This window comes from Streptococcus mitis (assembly GCF_002005545.1).
GTDB lineage: Bacteria > Bacillota > Bacilli > Lactobacillales > Streptococcaceae > Streptococcus > Streptococcus mitis_I.
The window spans coordinates 1,514,373-1,534,886 of the sequence record NZ_LBMT01000001.1 but is presented as its reverse complement, the minus strand read 5'-3'; the positions used below and the strand labels follow the sequence as shown (position 1 = coordinate 1,534,886).

The following is a 20,514-nucleotide window of genomic DNA, read 5'->3' as shown; positions in this document are numbered from 1 at the left end:
AAGTAAATGACGATTAAGGTAATTGCGACAGATATGGATGGGACCTTGCTGGATGCTAGAGGCCAGCTTGATCTTCCACGCTTGGAAAAGATTTTAGATCAGTTGGATCAAAGGGGGATTCGTTTTGTCATCGCGACGGGCAATGAAATTCACCGCATGAGGCAATTGCTGGGGCACTTGGTGGATCGAGTGGTTCTGGTGGTTGCAAACGGTGCTCGTATTTTTGAAAACAATGAACTGATTCAGGCTCAGACTTGGGATGATGCCATTGTCGATAAGGCTTTGGCTCATTTCAAGGGTCGAGCGTGTCAGGATCAGTTTGTTGTGACGGCTATGAAGGGTGGTTTCGTCAAGGAAGGTACGATTTTCACAGACCTTGAAAGTTTTATGACTCCAGAAATGATTGAAAAATTCTACCAACGGATGCAGTTTGTGGATGAGTTAACATCTGACCTTTTTGGAGGTGTGCTCAAGATGAGTATGGTTGTTGGTGAAGAGCGTTTGAGTTCGGTTTTGGAAGAAATCAATGACCTCTTTGATGGTCGTGTTCGGGCTGTATCCAGTGGCTATGGTTGCATTGATATCCTTCAAGCTGGGATTCATAAAGCATGGGGCTTGGAAGAATTACTCAAGCGTTGGGACTTGAAGCCCCAACAAATTATGGCTTTTGGTGACAGTGAAAATGATGTTGAAATGCTTGAAATGGCTGGAATTGCCTATGCGATGGAAAATGCTGATGAGAAAGCCAAAGCTGTGGCGACTGCTCTAGCGCCAGCCAACAGCCAAAGCGGAGTTTATCAAGTCTTGGAAAACTGGTTAGAAAAAGGAGAATGAAGTGGCAGTACAGTTATTAGAAAATTGGTTACTAAAGGAACAAGAAAAAATCCAAACCAAGTATCGTCACTTAAATCAGGTTTCTGTTGTAGAGCCAGACATTCTTTTTATTGGGGATTCCATTGTCGAATATTATCCTCTGCAGGAACTATTTGGGACTTCGAAAACGATTGTCAATCGAGGCATTCGAGGTTATCAGACAGGGCTGTTATTAGAAAATCTAGATGCGCATCTGTACGGTGGAGCAGTAGATAAAATTGTCCTTTTAATTGGGACAAATGATATCGGAAAAGATGTGCCTGTGAATGAGACTCTCAATAATCTCGAAGCTATCATACAATCCATTACTCACGATTATCCATTGACTGAGATTAAATTGCTTTCTATTTTGCCAGTCAATGAGGGAGAGGAGTACAAGCAGACAGTCTATATCCGCACAAATGAAAAAATTCAGAAATGGAATCAAGCCTATCAAGAGCTTGCTTCTGCCTATATGCAGGTGGAATTTGTGCCAGTTTTTGATAGTTTGACAGGCCAAGCAGGCCAACTCAAAAAAGACTACACAACTGATGGGCTGCACCTCAGTGTTTCCGGTTATCAAGTTTTGTCAGAAACCTTGAAAGACTATCTTTTTTAGTTAGTTGATTTCCTTTTTGCATTTTTGACTTAGATAAGGTATAATGGTTTTATTGTCTTTTGGGGTCGTTACGGATTCGACAGGCATTATGAGGCATATTTTGCGACTCGTGTGGCGACGTAAACGCTCAGTTAAATATAACTGCAAAAAATAACACTTCTTACGCTCTAGCTGCCTAAACACCAGCAGGCGTGACCCGATTTGAATTGCTCGTGTTCAATGACAGGTCTTATTATTAGCGAGATACGATCAAGTCTTGTCTAGCGGCTTGATAAGAGATTGATAGACTCGCAGTTTCTAGGCTTGAGTTATGTGTCGAGGGACTGTTAAAATAATACATAACCTATGGTTGTAGACAAATATGTTGGCAGGTGTTTGGACGTGGGTTCGACTCCCACCGGCTCCATTATTCCTTTGCATTCTTTTGCATTCCTTGGTAAAACGTTGTTAAATCAACGTTTTTTATTTTTGTCTTTAGTATTCCTTGGTATTCTTTTGCAAAAAAAGGATACAACAAAGGATACAACATTTTTGTCGTATCCTAGAAATCTATATACTTCGCAAAGCGTTCTTCGGCTCCATTATGCGTTTTTGTGATTTTAAAACTTGTTAGCTGATTTTTTACAATCCAGCGAAATCTTTGATTTCTTGTGCTGACATTGAAGAGTCGCAACGGACATTGATTTGTCCATCTGCAATGTGAACGAAGCCTGGTACAGTTGGAATTCCATAGCGTGAGCGGAATTCTTGCAACTCATTGAGTTGGCTTACTTCTTCACTATTGATGAAGTAGATGTGAGCTTTGGTTTCAGCTACGACACCTGCCAATGTACCTGCAAATTTACGGCAGTAAGGGCAAGTTTTGCGACCGATAAAGAAGGTTGCAGTTTCTTTTTTATCAAGAGCTTCTTGCGCACGCGCAACTGTAGTGACTTCAAGGTCTTTGATATTATCTAAAAATTGTTCCATGAGATTACCTCGCTTTCATTGATAAGTCTAGTATGCCATAAAGTTTCTAAAATTGCTTAGATTTGATACGAAAAAAAGATGAGATTGGTTGGTCTCATCTTTTATAGGACTTTATTTTACAAAAGCATTGATTTCTGCTTCGATATTAGCAATCTTAGCTTGTGATTCTTCGTTGGTTTCACCTACAACTGCAATGTAGAATTTGATTTTTGGTTCTGTACCTGAAGGGCGAACAGCAATCCATGAACCGTCAGCAAGTGTGTATTTCAAAACATCACTTGGAGGAGTTGTCAAGTTTGTAACAGTTCCGTCAGCAGCAGTGGCAGTTTGAGCCTTGAAGTCTTCTACGACAGTGATAGCTGTTGCGTTCCATTCTTTTGGAGCATTGTTACGGAATTTAGCCATAATTGCTTTGATTTGTTCAGCACCATCGACACCTGAAAGAGTAACAGAGATAGTTTTTTCAGCGTAGTAGCCGTATTCTTTGTAGATTTCTTCGATACCGTCAGCAAGGGTCAAACCACGTGAACGGTAGTAGGCAGCAAGTTCAGCAACGACAAGAACAGCTTGGATAGCATCTTTATCACGTACGAATGGTTTAATCAAGTAACCGAAGCTTTCTTCAAATCCCATCATGTAAGTGTGGTTGTGTTTTTCTTCGAATTCTTGAATTTTTTCAGCGATGAATTTGAAACCAGTCAAGACGTTGAACATAGTTGCGCCGTAGCTTTCAGCAATCTTCGTTACCAAGTCAGTTGATACGATAGATTTACATAGGGCTGCATTTTTAGGAAGAGTTCCAGCGTTTTTGTGGGCTTCCAAGATGTATTTAGCCATGATTGCACCGATTTGGTTACCTGAAAGGTTGAGGTAGCTACCATCTTTTTGAAGAACTTCAACACCAACACGGTCAGCATCAGGGTCAGTTGCCACAAGAACATCTGCACCAACTTGACGACCAAGTTCTTCAGCAAGAGCAAAAGCTGCTTGGCTTTCTGGGTTTGGAGATTTTACAGTTGAGAAGTCTGGGTCAGCAGTTGCTTGCGCTTCAACGACTTGAACTGAGTCAAATCCTGCTTGGGCAAGAGCACGACGAGCCAACATCTCACCAGTACCATGAAGTGGTGTGTAGACAATCTTCATGTCTTTACCGAATTCTTCAATCAAGGCTGGGTTGATGTTCACATCTTTGACTTCTTTGAGGTATTCTACATCGACAGCTTCGCCGATAACTTCAATCAAGCCAGAAGCTTTTTCAGCTTCCACATCAGCAACTTCAACTGCAAATGGGTTTTCGATTGCACGGATATAAGTAGTCAAAGCATCTGCGTCGTGTGGAGGCATTTGTCCACCGTCTTCACCGTAAACCTTGTACCCGTTAAATGGTGCAGGGTTGTGGCTGGCTGTGACCATGATACCCGCGAAACAGTTGAGGTGACGAACTGCAAATGATAGTTCTGGAGTTGGACGAAGGCTTTCAAATACGTAAGATTTGATGCCGTGTTTAGCAAGAACTGCCGCAGATTCAAAGGCAAACTCAGGTGAGAAGTGACGGCTATCGTAGGCGATTGCGACACCTCGTTCTTTTTCGTTTCCACCTTTTGACTCAATCAAACGAGCCAAACCTTCAGTAGCTTGGCGAACAACGTAGATGTTGATGCGGTTTGTACCAGCACCAATCAAGCCACGCATACCTGCAGTACCAAATTCAAGATTTGTATAGAAGGCATCTTCCTTTGTTTTTTCGTCCATATTTTCCAAATCTTGACGAAGATAGTCAGGAAGCTCCGCAAAATCAACCCATTTCTGGTAATTTTCTTGGTAAGACATTAAAATTCTCCTTTTTATAAATTGTTTTAACCGTTCACATTATAGCACTTTTTAGCGTTTTAGTAAAACGGTAGCATAATTTTCAGAAAAGTAGTGACATATGCCTGTTTATCAAGTCTTGAATGCCTTTGGGAAACATGCTATACTACTTGTATGATTATTTTACAAGCTAATAAAATTGAACGTTCTTTTGCAGGAGAGGTTCTTTTTGATAATATCAACCTGCAGGTTGATGAACGAGACAGGATTGCCCTTGTTGGGAAAAATGGAGCAGGTAAGTCTACTCTTTTGAAGATTTTGGTTGGAGAAGAGGAGCCAACTAGCGGAGAAATCAATAAGAAAAAAGATATTTCTCTATCTTACCTAGCCCAAGATAGCCGTTTTGAGTCTGAAAATACCATCTACGATGAAATGCTTCATGTCTTTGATGACTTACGTCGGACGGAGAAACAACTTCGTCAGATGGAGCTGGAGATGGGGGAAAAGTCTGGTGAGGACTTGAATAAGCTGATGTCAGATTACGACCGCTTATCTGAGAATTTTCGCCAAGCAGGTGGTTTTACCTATGAAGCTGATATTCGAGCGATTTTGAATGGATTCAAGTTTGACGAGTCTATGTGGCAGATGAAAATTGCTGAGCTTTCTGGTGGTCAAAATACCCGTCTGGCGCTGGCCAAAATGCTCCTTGAAAAGCCTAATCTCTTGGTCTTGGACGAGCCAACCAACCACTTGGATATCGAAACCATTGCCTGGCTAGAGAATTACTTGGTAAATTATAGCGGTGCCCTCATTATCGTCAGCCACGACCGTTATTTCTTGGACAAGGTTGCGATAATTACGCTGGATTTGACCAAGCATTCTTTGGATCGTTATGTGGGTAATTACTCTCGTTTTGTCGAATTAAAGGAGCAGAAGCTAGCTACTGAAGCAAAAAACTATGAAAAGCAACAAAAGGAAATCGCTGCTCTGGAAGACTTTGTCAATCGCAATCTAGTCCGTGCTTCGACGACCAAACGTGCCCAATCCCGTCGTAAACAACTAGAAAAAATGGACCGCTTAGACAAGCCTGAAGCTGGTAAAAAATCTGCTAACATGACCTTCCAGTCTGAGAAAATGTCGGGTAATGTTGTATTGACTGTTGAAAATGCAGCTGTTGGCTATGACGGGGAAGTCTTGTCACAACCGATTAACCTAGACCTTCGTAAAATGAATGCTGTCGCTATCGTTGGTCCAAATGGTATCGGCAAGTCAACCTTTATCAAATCAATCGTGGAGCAGATTCCGTTTATCAAGGGTGAAAAGCGCTTTGGCGCTAATGTTGAGGTTGGATACTATGATCAAACTCAAAGCAAGCTAACACCAAGTAATACGGTCCTAGATGAACTCTGGAATGATTTTAAACTGACGCCAGAAGTTGAAATCCGCAACCGTCTTGGGGCCTTCCTTTTCTCAGGAGATGATGTTAAAAAATCAGTTGGTATGTTGTCAGGTGGAGAGAAAGCTCGTTTGCTTTTGGCTAAATTGTCTATGGAGAACAACAACTTCTTGATTCTGGATGAGCCAACCAACCACTTGGATATTGATAGCAAGGAAGTGTTGGAAAATGCCTTGATTGACTTCGATGGTACTCTTCTATTCGTTAGCCATGACCGTTACTTTATCAATCGTGTGGCAACTCATGTACTGGAATTGTCTGAGAAGGGTTCGACTCTTTATCTGGGAGATTACGACTACTATGTTGAGAAGAAAGTAGAAGTAGAAATGAGTCAGACTGAGGAAGCTTCAACTAACAATCAAGCAAAAGAATCAAGTCCAGTTAATGACTATCAAGCTCAGAAAGAAAGTCAAAAAGAAGTTCGCAAACTCATGCGACAAATTGAAAATCTAGAAGCTGAAATAGAAGAGTTAGAAAGTCAAAGCCAAGCTATTTCTGAACAAATGTTGGAAACAAACGATGCCGACAAACTGATGGAATTGCAGGCTGAGCTGGACAAAATTAGCCACCGTCAGGAAGAAGCTATGCTTGAATGGGAAGAATTATCAGAGCAGGTGTAAAGATGGAACATCTTGGAAAAGTATTTCGTGAATTTCGAACAAGTGGAAATTATTCTTTAAAGGAGGCGGCAGGGGAATCCTGTTCAACCTCTCAGTTATCTCGCTTTGAGCTTGGGGAGTCTGACCTAGCAGTCTCACGTTTCTTTGAGCTTTTGGATAACATTCATGTCACAATTGAAAATTTCATGGATAAGGCAAGGGATTTTCACAATCATGAACATGTTGCCATGATGGGACAAATTATTCCGCTTTACTACTCAAATGATATTGCAGGTTTTCAAAAGCTTCAAGAAGAACAACTTGAAAAGGCTAAGAGTTCGACAAATCCCCTCTATTTTGAGCTGAACTGGATTTTGCTACAAGGTCTGATTTGTCAAAGAGATGCGACTTATGAGATGAAGCAGGATGATTTGGATAAGGTAGCAGATTATCTCTTCAAAACAGAAGAATGGACCATGTATGAATTGATTCTGTTTGGTAACCTCTATAGTTTCTACGATGTGGACTATGTCACTCGGATTGGTAGAGAAGTTATGGAGAGGGAAGAATTTTACCAAGAGATTGGTCGCCATAAGAGATTAGTGTTGATTTTGGCCCTCAATTGTTACCAGCATTGTTTAGAGCATCTTTCTTTTGACAATGCAAGCTATTTTGAGACTTATACAGAGAAGATTATTGGTAAAAACATTAGTCTGTATGAACGGAATATTTTACATTACTTAAAAGGTTTTGCCTTGTACCAAAAGGGACAGTGTAAAGAAGGCTGTAAGCAGATGCAAGAGGCCATGCATATTTTTGATGTGTTAGGTCTTCCAGAGCAAGTAGCCTACTATCAGGAACACTACGAAAAATTTGTCAAAGATTAATTTTCCCAAATAAGGGAAGAAATAAAAAGCTCCTTTCGGTTTTGATACAATAGTTTCAAAATTTGAGAGGAGTTTTTATATGAATCGCTACGCAGTACAGTTGATTAGTCGTGGAGCTGTTAACAAGATAGGGAATATGCTCTATGATTATGGAAATAGTGTCTGGTTGGCTTCCATGGGGACTATCGGGCAGACTGTTTTAGGAATGTATCAGATTTCTGAACTCGTCACATCTATTCTCGTAAATCCCTTTGGCGGAGTCATTTCAGACCGATTTTCTCGTCGTAAGATTTTAATGGCGACAGACCTTGTTTGTGGGATTCTTTGTCTGGCTATTTCTTTCATAAGGAATGATAGCTGGATGATTGGGGCTTTGATTGTTGCTAACATTGTGCAGGCTATTGCTTTTGCCTTTTCTAGACCGGCAAATAAGGCCATTATCACAGAATTGGTAGAGAAGGATGAACTGGTCCTCTACAATTCTCGTTTGGAATTAGTGATGCAGGTTGTCAGTGTGAGTTCCCCTGTACTATCTTTTCTGGTCTTACAATTTGCAAGTCTTCGCATTACCTTGGTATTAGATGCCCTTAGTTTTTTTCTCGCTTTTGGCTTAGTAGCCTTGCTTCCAAAGAAAGAAGAGAAGACTATGGGTGAGAAGAAACTAACATTCAAAGTTATTTTTTCTGATATCAAGGAGGGGGTTCACTATATTGTGAAGCAAAAGGAAATCTTCTTTTTGTTAGTCATGGCTTCAAGTGTCAATTTTTTCTTCGCAGCCTTTAATTACCTCCTCCCCTTTTCAAATCAGCTCTATGGAGTTCAAGGTGCTTATGCCACTATTTTAACAATGGGTGCTATTGGGTCTATTGTTGGGGCGCTGCTAGCTAGTAAGATTAAAGCTAGTATGGAAATGCTTCTGTTTTTATTGGCTCTGACTGGACTTGGGGTGATGATAATGGGATTCACTCTCCCATCCTATCTGACTTTTTCAGGGAATTTCATTTGTGAATTATTTATGACGATATTCAATATTCACTTTTTTACTCAAGTACAAACCAAGGTTGAAGGTGAATATCTTGGTAGAGTTCTCAGTTCGATTTATACCTTAGCTATACTATTTATGCCTATTGCAACAGGTTTAATGATCTGGCTTCCAAGTGTCCATCTTTATTCTTTCTTGATTATTGGACTTGGAGTTGTCGCCTTATCTTTCTTAGCTCTCGGATATGTTCGAACTCATTTCAAAAAAGAGACATAAGTCTGTTTGAGTTTTAAAAATAATTCCAATCTAAGTGTTTTTTCCGCCCTTCTCGTTTGTGAGGAGGGCTTGTTTTATGGTAAAATGGTTTTATGAATAAAAGAATGAATGAGTTAGTCGCCTTGCTCAATCGCTATGCGGCTGAGTACTATACCAGCGATAATCCCTCGGTTTCAGATAGTGAGTATGACCGCCTTTACCGTGAGTTGGTTGAGTTGGAGGCTACCTATCCAGATCAAGTATTAGCAGACAGTCCGACCCATCGTGTTGGTGGCAAAGTTTTAGATGGTTTTGAAAAATACAGTCATCAGTATCCTCTTTATAGTTTGCAGGATGCTTTTTCACGTGAGGAGCTTGAAGCTTTTGATGCGCGTGTTCGTAAGGAAGTGGCTCATCCAACCTATATTTGTGAGCTGAAAATCGATGGTTTGTCAATCTCGCTTACTTATGAAAAGGGGATTTTAGTTGCTGGGGCAACGCGTGGAGATGGTTCTATTGGTGAAAATATAACAGAAAATCTCAAACGTGTTAAGGACATTCCTTTGACCTTGCCAGAAGAACTAGATATCACAGTTCGTGGGGAATGTTACATGCCACGCGCTTCTTTTGACCAAGTTAACCAAGCTCGCCAAGAAAATGGAGAGCCTGAATTTGCCAATCCTCGTAATGCGGCGGCAGGAACCCTGCGACAGTTGGATACAGCAGTAGTTGCCAAGCGCAATCTTGCAACGTTTCTCTATCAAGAAGCTAGCCCTTCAACTCGTGACAGTCAAGAAAAGGTTTTGAAGCACCTAGAACAACTTGGTTTTGTGGTCAATCCTAAGCGAATCTTGGCTGAAAATATAGATGAAATCTGGAATTTTATCCAAGAAGTAGGAGAGGAACGGGACAATCTGCCTTATAATATCGATGGGGTGGTGATCAAGGTCAATGACCTAGCAGGTCAAGAAGAACTTGGTTTTACCGTTAAGGCTCCAAAGTGGGCAGTAGCCTACAAGTTTCCTGCTGAGGAAAAAGAAGCTAAACTCTTATCAGTTGATTGGACAGTTGGTCGTACCGGCGTTGTGACTCCAACTGCCAATCTGACTCCCGTTCAGCTTGCTGGGACAACTGTTAGCCGTGCGACTCTACACAATGTGGATTATATTGCTGAAAAAGATATCCGCAAAGAGGACACGGTTATCGTCTATAAGGCTGGGGACATCATCCCTGCCGTTTTACGTGTGGTAGAGTCCAAACGGGTTTCTGAAGAAAAACTAGATATCCCTACAAACTGTCCAAGTTGTGACTCTGATTTGTTGCACTTTGAAGATGAAGTTGCCCTGCGTTGTATCAATCCGCGTTGTCCTGCTCAAATCATGGAAGGCTTGATTCACTTTGCTTCTCGTGATGCTATGAATATTACAGGCCTTGGTCCATCTATCGTTGAGAAACTATTTGCTGCCAATCTAGTCAAGGATGTGGCAGATATTTACCGATTACAAGAAGAAGATTTCCTCCTTTTAGAAGGTGTTAAGGAAAAGTCCGCTGCTAAACTGTATCAAGCCATTCAAGCATCTAAGGAAAACTCTGCTGAAAAACTCTTGTTTGGTTTGGGAATTCGTCATGTCGGAAGCAAGGCCAGTCAGCTTTTACTTCAACATTTTCACTCGATTGAAAATCTGGCCCAGGCAGATCCAGAGGAAGTTGCTAGTATTGAGAGTCTGGGTGGTGTGATTGCCAAGAGTCTCCAGACTTATTTTGCGACAGAAGGCTCTGAAATTCTCCTCAGAGAATTAACAGAAGCTGGAGTCAATCTGGACTATAAAGGTCAGACAGTAGTAGCAGATGCAGCCTTGTCAGGTTTGACCGTGGTATTGACTGGAAAATTGGAACGACTCAAGCGCTCAGAAGCTAAAAATAAACTCGAAAGTCTAGGTGCTAAGGTAACAGGCAGCGTTTCTAAAAAGACCGACCTCGTCGTTGCAGGAGCAGATGCTGGAAGTAAACTGCAAAAAGCACAAGAACTTGGTATAGAGGTTCAAGATGAAGCTTGGCTAGAAAGTCTGTAATGATAGTTTAAACCCAGAGTTTAGACAGTATAACTAGTTTGTTAATCGGGACAAAATTAGTCAAAAATTTATTAGTAAAACAGAAACAAATAAAAAAAGGAAAAATAAAAAATGTATAACTACCCTATGCGCATTCATTACCACCGCAAGAATGGAGAATATGACACTTGCTCTTTTGTAAAAAGTCAGGACCAGCGAATTGATTTGCTAACCTACAAAGAAGATTATTTTGGTGCTTTATTTAGTTTCGAACACCCAAGTGCTTATCCCTTAGAAAGCTTGAATTTTGTGGTTCATACTGGCCAAACCAGTAAAGAGTATGCTATCCGTTTTAATCACTATCCTCTCTTAACAGAGGTCTGGATTTTGGAAGGGGATGATAGAATTTATTATTCTGAAAATCCTGCTATTGCCAGTCCTTTCTATAAAAATCAAAATCCTTTTGCCTTTGACAAGGCTATCAATAGTGCTAGTTTCGACCACCATTGGGGCTACCAAGGGGAATTGGGGTGCCGTGTAGAGGATAATCAGGCACATTTCGTCCTCTGGGCTCCGACAGCGACAGAAGTGCAGGTAGTTGTTTATGAATCAGCTGCTAATGATGCACCAGTTTGGAAAACTTTTGATATGGAGAGAGGAAATAGCTACTCTTATAATCATAAGGACAATACAATCGGTGTCTGGAGTTTGGATGTTGAGGAAGATTTGACTGGTAAGGCTTATCAGTATCAAGTCCAATTCCCTCATCACCAAACAGTGACACGCGACCCCTACACCATCGCGACTAGTCCTGATGGCAAACGTTCAGCTATCCTGAGCCATGAAGAAAAGCAAGTTGCAAACTTCGAGGTCAAGCACGGTTCAGAGGCTACTTGGCGCTTGGCAAATCCATGTAAGGCAGTTATTTGTGAAATGCACATTCGTGATTTGACCAAATCACCGACCTCAGGTGTGGATGAACATCTTAGAGGAACTTTCTTGGGTGCGGCTCAGACAGGGACGGTTAACCAGTACGGCCAAGCAACTGCTTTTGATTACATTAAGAAGATAGGCTACAATTATGTTCAGTTGCAACCAATTGCAGACCGTCATAAAGAATATGATGAGGATGGAAATGTAACCTACAACTGGGGTTATGACCCACAAAACTATAACGCGCCAGAAACTAGTTTTTCAACTAATCCAGATGACCCAGCTCAGGTCATTCGTGATTTGAAAACCATGGTTCAAGCTTACCACGATGCGGGAATTGGTGTTATTATGGATGTGGTCTATAACCATACCTTCTCAGTTGTTGATGCACCTTTCCAAACAACTGTCCCTGATTACTATTATCGTATGAATCCAGACGGTACCTTCCAGAATGGAACAGGCGTTGGAAATGAAACAGCCAGTGAACACGAAATGTTCCGCAAGTATATGATTGATTCTCTTCTATACTGGGTGCAGGAATACAATATTGACGGCTTCCGTTTTGATTTGATGGGGATTCATGATGTCAAGACTATGCAGATGATTCGTCAAAGCTTGGATGAAATTGACCCTAACATTATCCTTTATGGAGAAGGTTGGGACATGGGAACAGGTCTTGCGCCTTATGATAAGGCTAAGAAAGACAACGCCTACGAAATGCCAAATATTGGTTTCTTTAATGACAATCAGCGTGATGCTGTCAAAGGTGGAGAAGTTTACGGTGCTATCAAGTCAGGTTTTGTCAGTGGTGCTGCGACAGAGCCAATTCTAGCTAAAGCAATCCTAGGAAGTCGTGAATTAGGAACCTATACACATCCAAATCAAGTACTTAACTATGTGGAAGCCCATGACAATTACAATCTTCACGATTTATTGGCAACTCTTCATCCAGACCAAAGTTCAGAACAAATCATGCGCAAGGTTGAGACAGCCACAGCTATGAACCTACTCATGCAAGGGATGGCCTTTATGGAAATCGGTCAAGAATTTGGTCGTACCAAACTAGTTGCGACTGGTGAAAATGGTGAGTTGACCCATGATGATAGAGAGCGTGCTATGAATAGCTATAATGCTCCAGACAGTGTGAACCAAGTGAACTGGGATTTGATTAATGAGCGTCAAGATAGTATTGAGTTTATCCGTCAGATGATTCGATTGAAGACAGGAACCGGTGCCTTTTCTTACCCTACTTATGATGAAATTTACCATCATGTTTTTGTTCATTCAGCAAATGAACATAGTGGTTTGATTGTCTATGAGATTCAAGGGGAAGACCATTTACTGGTTGTATTTAATGCTAAAGGGCAAGACTTCCAGTTTGAAAATGCTGGAAATTTAGAACTATTGGTGACCAATAGCCATTTAAGTGATAAAGACATGGTTGGTGGCGTCAGTGCCAGCGTCTTTAAAGTCTTGTAGAAAAAATCAAAAGTTATCAAGTATGTCGTATAATTTCTAGGATATTTTGATACTAGAAATTATAAAATTCAATGAAAAATAGTATAGCAAGAAAAAGGTTTAGTTCATCTAAGCCTTTTCTTCTTGTACTGACTGCTTAACAAAAGAGTTCAAATAGTTTGAAAAGTCAAGCTTGTGAAAATAATCTCAAAAATATTGTAAAAAGGGTTGTAATTTTCTGAAAATTTGGTAAAATATATCTAATCATTTTCAGGAGGACGAGAATTTGACAAGATATAAGAATTTAGTAAATGGAGAATGGAAATCATCTGAAAAAGAAATTACGATTTATTCACCAATCAATCAAGAAGAATTAGGGAAAGTACCCGCTATGAGCCAAGCAGAAGTAGATGAGGCTATGCAAGCTGCGCGTGCAGCATTGCCAGCATGGCGAGCTTTATCAGCAGTTGAACGTGCGGCTTATTTGCATAAAACAGCAGCTATTTTAGAACGTGATAAGGAAGAAATTGGTACTATCCTTGCCAAAGAAGTAGCAAAAGGAATTAAAGCAGCCATTGGAGAAGTAGTGCGTACCGCAGACTTGATCCGCTATGCTGCTGAGGAAGGTCTCCGTATCACTGGACAAGCAATGGAAGGTGGTGGTTTTGAGGCAGCAAGTAAAAACAAACTGGCTGTTGTCCGTCGTGAGCCAGTTGGTGTTGTGCTAGCTATTGCTCCCTTTAACTATCCAGTCAACCTTTCTGGATCTAAGATTGCTCCGGCCTTGATTGCAGGGAATGTGGTTATGTTTAAGCCACCAACACAAGGTTCCATTTCTGGTCTCTTGTTGGCTAAAGCCTTTGAAGAAGCAGGGATTCCAGCAGGCGTTTTCAATACCATTACGGGTCGTGGTTCAGAAATTGGGGATTATATCATTGAGCACAAAGAAGTCAACTTCATCAACTTTACAGGTTCAACTCCTATTGGAGAACGTATTGGTCGTTTAGCTGGTATGCGTCCTATCATGCTGGAGCTTGGTGGGAAAGATGCAGCTCTTGTACTAGAAGATGCAGATTTGGAACATGCTGCCAAGCAAATTGTTGCGGGAGCCTTTAGCTACTCAGGCCAACGTTGCACGGCCATTAAACGTGTCATTGTTCTTGACAGTGTAGCAGATACATTAGTTACTTTGCTTCAAGCAGAGGTTGCTAAATTAACAGTTGGTGATCCATTTGACAATGCTGATATTACACCTGTTATTGACAATGCTTCAGCCGACTTCATCTGGGGCTTGATTGAGGATGCACAAGAAAAAGGGGCTCAGGCTCTTACACCAATCAAACGTGAAGGCAATCTTCTCTGGCCAGTGCTTTTTGACCAAGTGACAAAAGATATGAAAGTAGCATGGGAAGAGCCATTTGGCCCTGTTTTACCAATTATTCGTGTGGCTAATGTAGAAGAAGCAATTGCCTTTGCCAACGAATCTGAATTCGGCCTTCAATCCTCAGTCTTTACAAATGATTTCAAAAAGGCCTTTGAAATTGCTGAAAAACTTGAAGTGGGTACAGTTCATATTAATAATAAAACCCAACGTGGTCCAGATAATTTTCCCTTCCTTGGTGTCAAAGGTTCTGGCGCTGGAGTGCAAGGAATTAAATATAGCATTGAAGCGATGACAAATGTCAAATCCATTGTTTTTGATGTGAAATAAAAGATAAAATCAGGAAATTCGTTTCCTGATTTGTTTTTTTACTTTAAAACAACAATTTTATTGGCAAAATAACGAACTTTATGATAGTATTGTAAAAAAACAATTCGTTTTCATAATCTGTTTGAAAATTTCTTGATTTACAAGTGAACACATCAGTGAATTTGTTGAAGACTTTCAAAAGATTTTTTTGCAAATTCCGTAATTTACTTGAATCTTCCCTAAAAAGGTAGTATAATAAATCTATAGAAAACGCTTACAGAAAAGAGGGGGTATTATGGATAAAAGAGAAGCTTTGCGCACCTTTATGACAGGAGAAAATTTTCACCTTCAGCATTATCTAGGAGCACATAGGGAAGAAGTAAATGGAGAGTACGGTTATACATTTCGTGTGTGGGCTCCCAATGCTCAGGCTGTCCACTTGGTGGGGGATTTCACCAATTGGGTAGAAAATCAAATTCCGATGGAACGAAATGAATTTGGGGTTTGGGAAGTCTTTACTACTCTTGCTCAAGAAGGTCAAATTTATAAGTATCATATCACGCGTGCAAATGGTCATCAGCTGATGAAGATTGACCCTTTGGCTGTACGGTATGAGGCACGTCCGGGTACTGGAGCTATTTTAACAGAGATTCCAGAAAAGAAATGGAAGGATGGTCTTTGGTTAGCTCGCAGAAAACGTTGGACTTTCTTTGAACGTCCTGTCAATATCTACGAAGTTCATGCTGGATCGTGGAAGAGAAATCCAGATGGAAGTCCTTATAGTTTTGCTCAATTGAAAGATGAACTCATTCCTTACCTAGTTGAGATGAACTATACTCACATTGAGTTTATGCCTTTGATGTCTCACCCTCTCGGTTTGAGTTGGGGTTACCAGCTTATGGGTTACTTCGCTTTAGAGCATGCCTATGGTCGCCCTGAAGAGTTTCAAGATTTTGTTGAGGAATGTCACTTAAACAATATTGGGGTTATTGTAGACTGGGTACCTGGTCATTTCACCATTAATGATGATGCCTTAGCTTATTATGACGGGACACCGACTTTTGAGTACCAAGACCATAATAAGGCTCATAATTACGGTTGGGGTGCACTCAATTTTGACCTTGGAAAAAATGAAGTCCAGTCCTTCTTGATTTCTAGCATTAAGTTTTGGATTGACTTTTACCATTTAGATGGTATTCGCGTGGATGCCGTTAGCAATATGCTCTATCTTGACTACGATGATGCTCCATGGACGCCTAATAAAGATGGTGGCAATCTCAACTATGAAGGATATTATTTCCTTCAACGTTTGAATGATGTCATTAAACTAGCACATCCAGATGTGATGATGATCGCAGAAGAAAGTTCGTCAGCAACCAAGATTACGGGAATGAAAGAGCTTGGTGGTCTAGGATTTGACTACAAATGGAATATGGGCTGGATGAATGATATTCTCCGATTCTATGAAGAAGATCCGATTTATCGTAAATATGACTTTAATTTGGTGACTTTCAGCTTTATGTATGTTTTCAAGGAAAACTATCTCCTGCCATTCTCACATGACGAAGTGGTTCACGGTAAGAAGAGTATGATGCACAAGATGTGGGGAGATCGTTATAATCAATTCGCAGGCTTGCGCAATCTCTACACTTACCAAATTTGTCACCCAGGTAAAAAATTGCTCTTCATGGGCAGCGAATACGGCCAATTCCTAGAATGGAAATCTGAAGAGCAGTTGGAATGGTCTAATCTAGAAGATCCAATGAATGCTAAAATGAAGTATTTCACTTCTCAGCTAAACCAGTTTTACAAAGATCATCGCTGTCTGTGGGAAATCGATACCAGCTATGATGGTATTGAAATCATTGATGCGGATAATCGAGACCAGAGTGTTCTTTCCTTCATCCGTAAGGGTAAGAAGGGCGACATGCTAGTCTGCGTCTTTAATATGGCACCTGTTGAACGAAGAGATTTTACAATCGGACTACCCGTTGCAGGAATTTACGAAGAAGTATGGAATACTGAGTTAGAAGAGTGGGGAGGCGTTTGGAAAGAACATAATCAAACTGTTCAAACGCAAGAAGGACTATGGAAAGATTATGAGCAGACCTTAACCTTTACCCTACCGGCTATGGGAGCAAGTGTTTGGAAAATCAAACGTCGCTTGAAACCTACTAAAACCGTCACAAATAAAAACCAAAAAGGAGTAGAAAATGAAGAATGAAATGTTAGCTTTGATTCTTGCCGGTGGGCAAGGAACTCGTCTCGGAAAACTCACTCAAAACCTTGCGAAACCAGCTGTACAATTTGGCGGACGCTACCGTATCATTGACTTTGCTCTTTCAAACTGTGCCAACTCAGGCATCAACAATGTTGGAGTCATTACACAGTATCAACCACTTGCTCTTAACAATCATATTGGAAACGGTTCAAGTTGGGGGTTAGACGGTATTAATTCTGGTGTCTCTATTCTTCAACCTTATTCTGCAAGTGAAGGAAATCGTTGGTTTGAGGGGACTAGCCACGCTATTTACCAAAATATTGATTATATCGACAGTGTCAACCCTGAGTATGTCTTAATTCTCTCTGGGGACCACATCTATAAAATGGACTATGATGATATGCTCCAGTCTCACAAGGATAATAATGCCAGTTTGACAGTAGCAGTTCTTGATGTTCCTTTGAAAGAAGCTAGTCGTTTTGGTATCATGAATACAGATGCAAACAATCGTATTGTGGAATTTGAAGAAAAACCAGCCCAACCTAAATCTACCAAAGCTTCTATGGGAATTTACATTTTTGATTGGCAACGTCTTCGCAATATGCTTGTTGCTGCTGAAAAGAGCAATGTAGATATGTCAGACTTTGGTAAAAATGTCATTCCAAATTACCTTGAGTCAGGTGAAAGTGTCTATGCCTATGAATTTAAAGGTTACTGGAAAGATGTTGGTACTATTGAGTCACTTTGGGAAGCGAATATGGAGTACATTTCTCCAGAGAATGCCTTGGACAGCCGTAACCGTCAATGGAAGATTTACTCAAGAAACTTAATTTCACCACCAAACTTCCTTGGGGCAAATGCTCATGTGGAAGATTCCTTGGTTGTTGATGGCTGTTTTGTAGATGGAACTGTTAAACATTCTATCCTTTCAACAGGTGCGCAAGTTCGCGAAGGGGCAGAAGTAGTGGATTCAGTTATCATGAGTGGTGCAATTGTTGGTCAGGGAGCTAAAATCAAACGTGCCATTATTGGTGAAGGTGCAGTTATTTCTGACGGTGTCGAAATTGATGGAACAGAAGAAGTACAAGTTGTAGGATATAATGAAGTAGTGGGGGTAGCAACAGATGAAGATTGATAAATATTCTGCCATTTTAGGAAATACAGTTGGTTTTCATGATATGTCAACACTGACAGACCACCGTCCAGTAGCTAGTTTGCCATTTGGTGGTAAATATCGTTTGATTGACTTCCCACTTTCCAGTCTTGCTAATGCTGGTGTCCGTAGTATCTTTGGTATTTTCCAACAAGATAATATCAGTTCTGTCTTTGACCATATCCGTTCAGGACGTGAGTGGGGCTTATCAACTCTTCTCAGTCACTATTATCTAGGTATTTACAATACACGTGTGGAAAGTAGTACAGTTGGAAAAGAATACTACCAGCAACTTCTTACTTATTTGAAACGTTCTGGCTCAAACCAAACAGTTTCTCTCAACAGTGATGTTCTAATTAACATTGATTTGAACCAAGTATTCCATCTACACAGTACCACAAAAGGGCCTATCACTGTAGTTTATAAAAAACTAGCTAAGAAAGACATTTCAGAAGTAAACGCAATCTTGGAAGTGGATGAAACAGACCATGTTCGTTCTCATAAACTCTTTGATAGCAAGTTACCAGATCAAATCTATAACATGTCTACAGATATCTTTGTCGTTGATACACCTTGGTTGATTGAACGCTTAGAAGAAGAAGCTAAGAAAGAACATCCAGAGAAGTTGCGCTATGTTTTACGGGATTTGGCTGCAAAAGAAGGGGCTTTTGCCTACGAGTACACAGGTTATCTGGCAAATATCCACTCTGTAGAGTCTTATTATCAAGCTAACAAAGATATGCTTGAATCACAAAAATTCTACTCTCTCTTCTCACCAAATCAAAAGATTTATACAAAGGTCAAAAACGAAGAGCCAACTTACTATGCCAATACATCTAAGGTAAGTACTTCTCAGTTTGCTTCTGGTAGTATCATTGAAGGTCAAGTGGCTAATTCTGTTCTATCACGTAATATTCATGTCCATAAGGATAGCCTAGTTAAAGATAGTCTGCTCTTCCCTCGTGTTGTCATTGGAGAAGGGGCTCAGGTAGAATATGCTATCTTAGACAAGGGTGTTGAAGTTGAGCCAGGTGTTGTGATTCGAGGAACTGCAGAACATCCAGTTGTCGTTAAGAAAGGTAGCAAAGTAACAGAGGATATTCATTCATGAAAATTTTATTTGTAGCAGCAGAAGGTGCACCCTTTTCAAAAACAGGTGGTTTGGGAGACGTCATTGGCGCTCTTCCCAAATCACTGGTAAAAGCTGGGCACGAAGTTGCAGTAATTTTACCCTACTATGACATGGTAGAGGCTAAATTTGGAAATCAGATTGAAGATGTTCTTCATTTTGAGGTGAGTGTTGGTTGGCGCAGACAGTATTGTGGAATTAAGAAAACAGTTTTAAACGGTGTGACCTTCTACTTTATTGACAATCAATATTATTTTTTCCGTGGTCATGTTTACGGTGATTTTGATGACGGAGAACGCTTTGCCTTTTTCCAACTTGCTGCCATTGAGGCTATGGAAAGGATTGACTTTATTCCTGACCTTCTCCATGTTCATGACTACCATACAGCTATGATTCCTTTCTTGTTAAAGGAAAAATACCGTTGGATTCAAGCCTATCAAGGAATAAAAACTGTTTTAACCATTCATAATTTGGAATTCCAAGGACAATTTTCAGAAGGAATGTTATGGGATTTGTTTGGAGTCGGCTTTGAACGTTATGCTGATGGTACCCTTCGCTGGAACAATTGTCTGAACTGGATGAAGGCTGGTATTCTTTATGCTGACCGTGTTTCAACTGTTTCGCCTAGCTATGCTCATGAAATTATGACCAGTCAGTTCGGATGTAACTTGGATCAAATTCTTCGAATGGAGTCTGGTAAAGTATCTGGTATCGTGAACGGGATTGATGCTGATCTTTATAATCCTCAGACGGATGCCCTATTAGATTATCATTTTAATCAGGAAGATTTGTCTGGGAAGGCCCAAAACAAGGCAAAATTGCAAGAAAGAGTTGGCTTGCCAGTTAGAGCCGACGTTCCACTGGTGGGAATTGTTTCTCGTTTGACACGTCAAAAAGGTTTTGATGTGGTGGTTGAAAGTCTTCACCATATCTTGCAAAATGATGTTCAGATTGTTCTTTTGGGAACTGGCGATCCAGCCTTTGAAGGAGCTTTCTCATGGTTTGCTCAGATTTACCCAGACAAGCTATCAGCAAATATCACTTTTGATGTCAAACTAGCTCAAGAAATCTACGCTGCTTGTGACCTCTTCCTCATGCCGAGTCGTTTTGAACCGTGTGGCTTGTCTCAAATGATGGCTATGCGTTACGGAACCTTGCCATTGGTCCATGAAGTTGGAGGCTTGCGAGATACCGTTCGCGCTTTCAATCCAATTGAAGGAAGCGGTACTGGCTTTAGCTTTGACAATCTATCTCCTTATTGGTTAAATTGGACTTTCCAAACAGCATTGGACTTGTATAGAAACCATCCTGATGTTTGGAGAAATCTACAAAAACAAGCTATGGAGTGTGATTTCTCATGGGATACAGCTTGCAAGTCATACCTTGACTTGTACCATAGTTTAGTTAATTAATAGATAAAATCGTATGATGACTTCATACGATTTTTGGGC

Annotated in this window: 14 protein-coding genes and 1 other RNA gene; 13 read left to right on the top strand and 2 right to left on the bottom strand. The window is 40.6% G+C overall.

From position 1 onward, the window contains the following. Positions 1-6 precede the first annotated feature (6 nt). The 3 genes from QS39_RS07750 (at position 7) to ssrA (ending at position 1,880) form a co-directional block, all read left to right on the top strand. A complete protein-coding gene (locus QS39_RS07750) occupies positions 7-834 on the top strand; it encodes an HAD family hydrolase (protein WP_077805135.1) in 828 nt (275 codons plus the stop codon). Position 835: 1 nt separating this feature from the next. Then, on the top strand, positions 836-1,471 hold the full coding sequence (locus QS39_RS07745; RefSeq protein ID WP_077805134.1) for an SGNH/GDSL hydrolase family protein: 636 nt from the start codon (positions 836-838) through the stop codon (positions 1,469-1,471). Between the two features lie 61 nt (positions 1,472-1,532). Beyond that, positions 1,533-1,880, top strand: a transfer-messenger RNA (tmRNA) gene (gene ssrA / locus QS39_RS07740). Positions 1,881-2,092: 212 nt separating this feature from the next. Here the strand turns inward: ssrA and QS39_RS07735 are convergent. Next, positions 2,093-2,440 (bottom strand): DUF6568 family protein, encoded by a 348-nt coding sequence (locus QS39_RS07735; RefSeq protein WP_077805133.1) that lies wholly within the window; start codon positions 2,438-2,440, stop codon positions 2,093-2,095. Positions 2,441-2,551: 111 nt separating this feature from the next. Further along, entirely contained in the window at positions 2,552-4,270 is a 1,719-nt protein-coding gene (locus tag QS39_RS07730) for a phospho-sugar mutase (RefSeq protein WP_077805132.1), read from the bottom strand. Between the two features lie 153 nt (positions 4,271-4,423). Here QS39_RS07730 and QS39_RS07725 point away from each other — a divergent pair, with 153 nt between their 5' ends. From QS39_RS07725 to glgA, 10 genes are all read left to right on the top strand, one after another. Beyond that, entirely contained in the window at positions 4,424-6,325 is a 1,902-nt protein-coding gene (locus QS39_RS07725) for an ABC-F family ATP-binding cassette domain-containing protein (RefSeq protein ID WP_077805131.1), read from the top strand. Between the two features lie 2 nt (positions 6,326-6,327). Continuing rightward, positions 6,328-7,191 (top strand): Rgg family transcriptional regulator, encoded by an 864-nt coding sequence (locus QS39_RS07720; protein WP_077805547.1) that lies wholly within the window; start codon positions 6,328-6,330, stop codon positions 7,189-7,191. A 79-nt stretch (positions 7,192-7,270) separates the two neighbouring features. After that, positions 7,271-8,449 (top strand): MFS transporter, encoded by a 1,179-nt coding sequence (locus QS39_RS07715; protein ID WP_077805130.1) that lies wholly within the window; start codon positions 7,271-7,273, stop codon positions 8,447-8,449. 92 nt (positions 8,450-8,541) lie between these two features. Then, the gene (ligA, locus tag QS39_RS07710) at positions 8,542-10,500 is read left to right on the top strand and encodes an NAD-dependent DNA ligase LigA (protein ID WP_077805129.1); all 1,959 of its coding nucleotides are present in this window, start codon (positions 8,542-8,544) and stop codon (positions 10,498-10,500) included. 111 nt (positions 10,501-10,611) lie between these two features. Next, the gene (gene pulA, locus QS39_RS07705; protein WP_077805128.1) at positions 10,612-12,891 is read left to right on the top strand and encodes a type I pullulanase; all 2,280 of its coding nucleotides are present in this window, start codon (positions 10,612-10,614) and stop codon (positions 12,889-12,891) included. Between the two features lie 265 nt (positions 12,892-13,156). Further along, a complete protein-coding gene (locus tag QS39_RS07700) occupies positions 13,157-14,581 on the top strand; it encodes an NADP-dependent glyceraldehyde-3-phosphate dehydrogenase (protein ID WP_077805127.1) in 1,425 nt (474 codons plus the stop codon). Between the two features lie 274 nt (positions 14,582-14,855). Beyond that, the gene (glgB, locus tag QS39_RS07695) at positions 14,856-16,784 is read left to right on the top strand and encodes a 1,4-alpha-glucan branching protein GlgB (RefSeq protein ID WP_077805126.1); all 1,929 of its coding nucleotides are present in this window, start codon (positions 14,856-14,858) and stop codon (positions 16,782-16,784) included. Beyond that, entirely contained in the window at positions 16,774-17,916 is a 1,143-nt protein-coding gene (locus QS39_RS07690; protein ID WP_077805125.1) for a glucose-1-phosphate adenylyltransferase, read from the top strand. Before glgB ends, QS39_RS07690 begins: the two co-directional genes overlap by 11 nt. Continuing rightward, entirely contained in the window at positions 17,906-19,045 is a 1,140-nt protein-coding gene (glgD, locus tag QS39_RS07685) for a glucose-1-phosphate adenylyltransferase subunit GlgD (RefSeq protein WP_077805124.1), read from the top strand. The genes QS39_RS07690 and glgD overlap by 11 nt, the downstream gene beginning before the upstream one ends. After that, positions 19,042-20,475: a glycogen synthase GlgA gene (gene glgA, locus QS39_RS07680; RefSeq protein ID WP_033677205.1), complete on the top strand. Its 1,434-nt coding sequence runs from the start codon at positions 19,042-19,044 to the stop codon at positions 20,473-20,475. Before glgD ends, glgA begins: the two co-directional genes overlap by 4 nt. Positions 20,476-20,514: the final 39 nt, after the last annotated feature.

What these genes read in the sequence shown, in the direction of transcription:
- QS39_RS07720 (WP_077805547.1), top strand. Translation starts at nt 6,328, where the DNA reads ATGGAACATCTTGGAAAAGTATTTCGTGAATTTCGAACAAGTGGAAAT.
- ligA (WP_077805129.1), top strand. Translation starts at nt 8,542, where the DNA reads ATGAATAAAAGAATGAATGAGTTAGTCGCCTTGCTCAATCGCTATGCG.
- QS39_RS07690 (WP_077805125.1), top strand. Translation starts at nt 16,774, where the DNA reads ATGAAGAATGAAATGTTAGCTTTGATTCTTGCCGGTGGGCAAGGAACT.
- QS39_RS07750 (WP_077805135.1), top strand. Translation starts at nt 7, where the DNA reads ATGACGATTAAGGTAATTGCGACAGATATGGATGGGACCTTGCTGGAT.
- QS39_RS07735 (WP_077805133.1), bottom strand. Translation starts at nt 2,440, where the DNA reads ATGGAACAATTTTTAGATAATATCAAAGACCTTGAAGTCACTACAGTT.
- glgB (WP_077805126.1), top strand. Translation starts at nt 14,856, where the DNA reads ATGGATAAAAGAGAAGCTTTGCGCACCTTTATGACAGGAGAAAATTTT.
- glgA (WP_033677205.1), top strand. Translation starts at nt 19,042, where the DNA reads ATGAAAATTTTATTTGTAGCAGCAGAAGGTGCACCCTTTTCAAAAACA.
- pulA (WP_077805128.1), top strand. Translation starts at nt 10,612, where the DNA reads ATGTATAACTACCCTATGCGCATTCATTACCACCGCAAGAATGGAGAA.
- QS39_RS07725 (WP_077805131.1), top strand. Translation starts at nt 4,424, where the DNA reads ATGATTATTTTACAAGCTAATAAAATTGAACGTTCTTTTGCAGGAGAG.
- glgD (WP_077805124.1), top strand. Translation starts at nt 17,906, where the DNA reads ATGAAGATTGATAAATATTCTGCCATTTTAGGAAATACAGTTGGTTTT.
- QS39_RS07715 (WP_077805130.1), top strand. Translation starts at nt 7,271, where the DNA reads ATGAATCGCTACGCAGTACAGTTGATTAGTCGTGGAGCTGTTAACAAG.
- QS39_RS07730 (WP_077805132.1), bottom strand. Translation starts at nt 4,270, where the DNA reads ATGTCTTACCAAGAAAATTACCAGAAATGGGTTGATTTTGCGGAGCTT.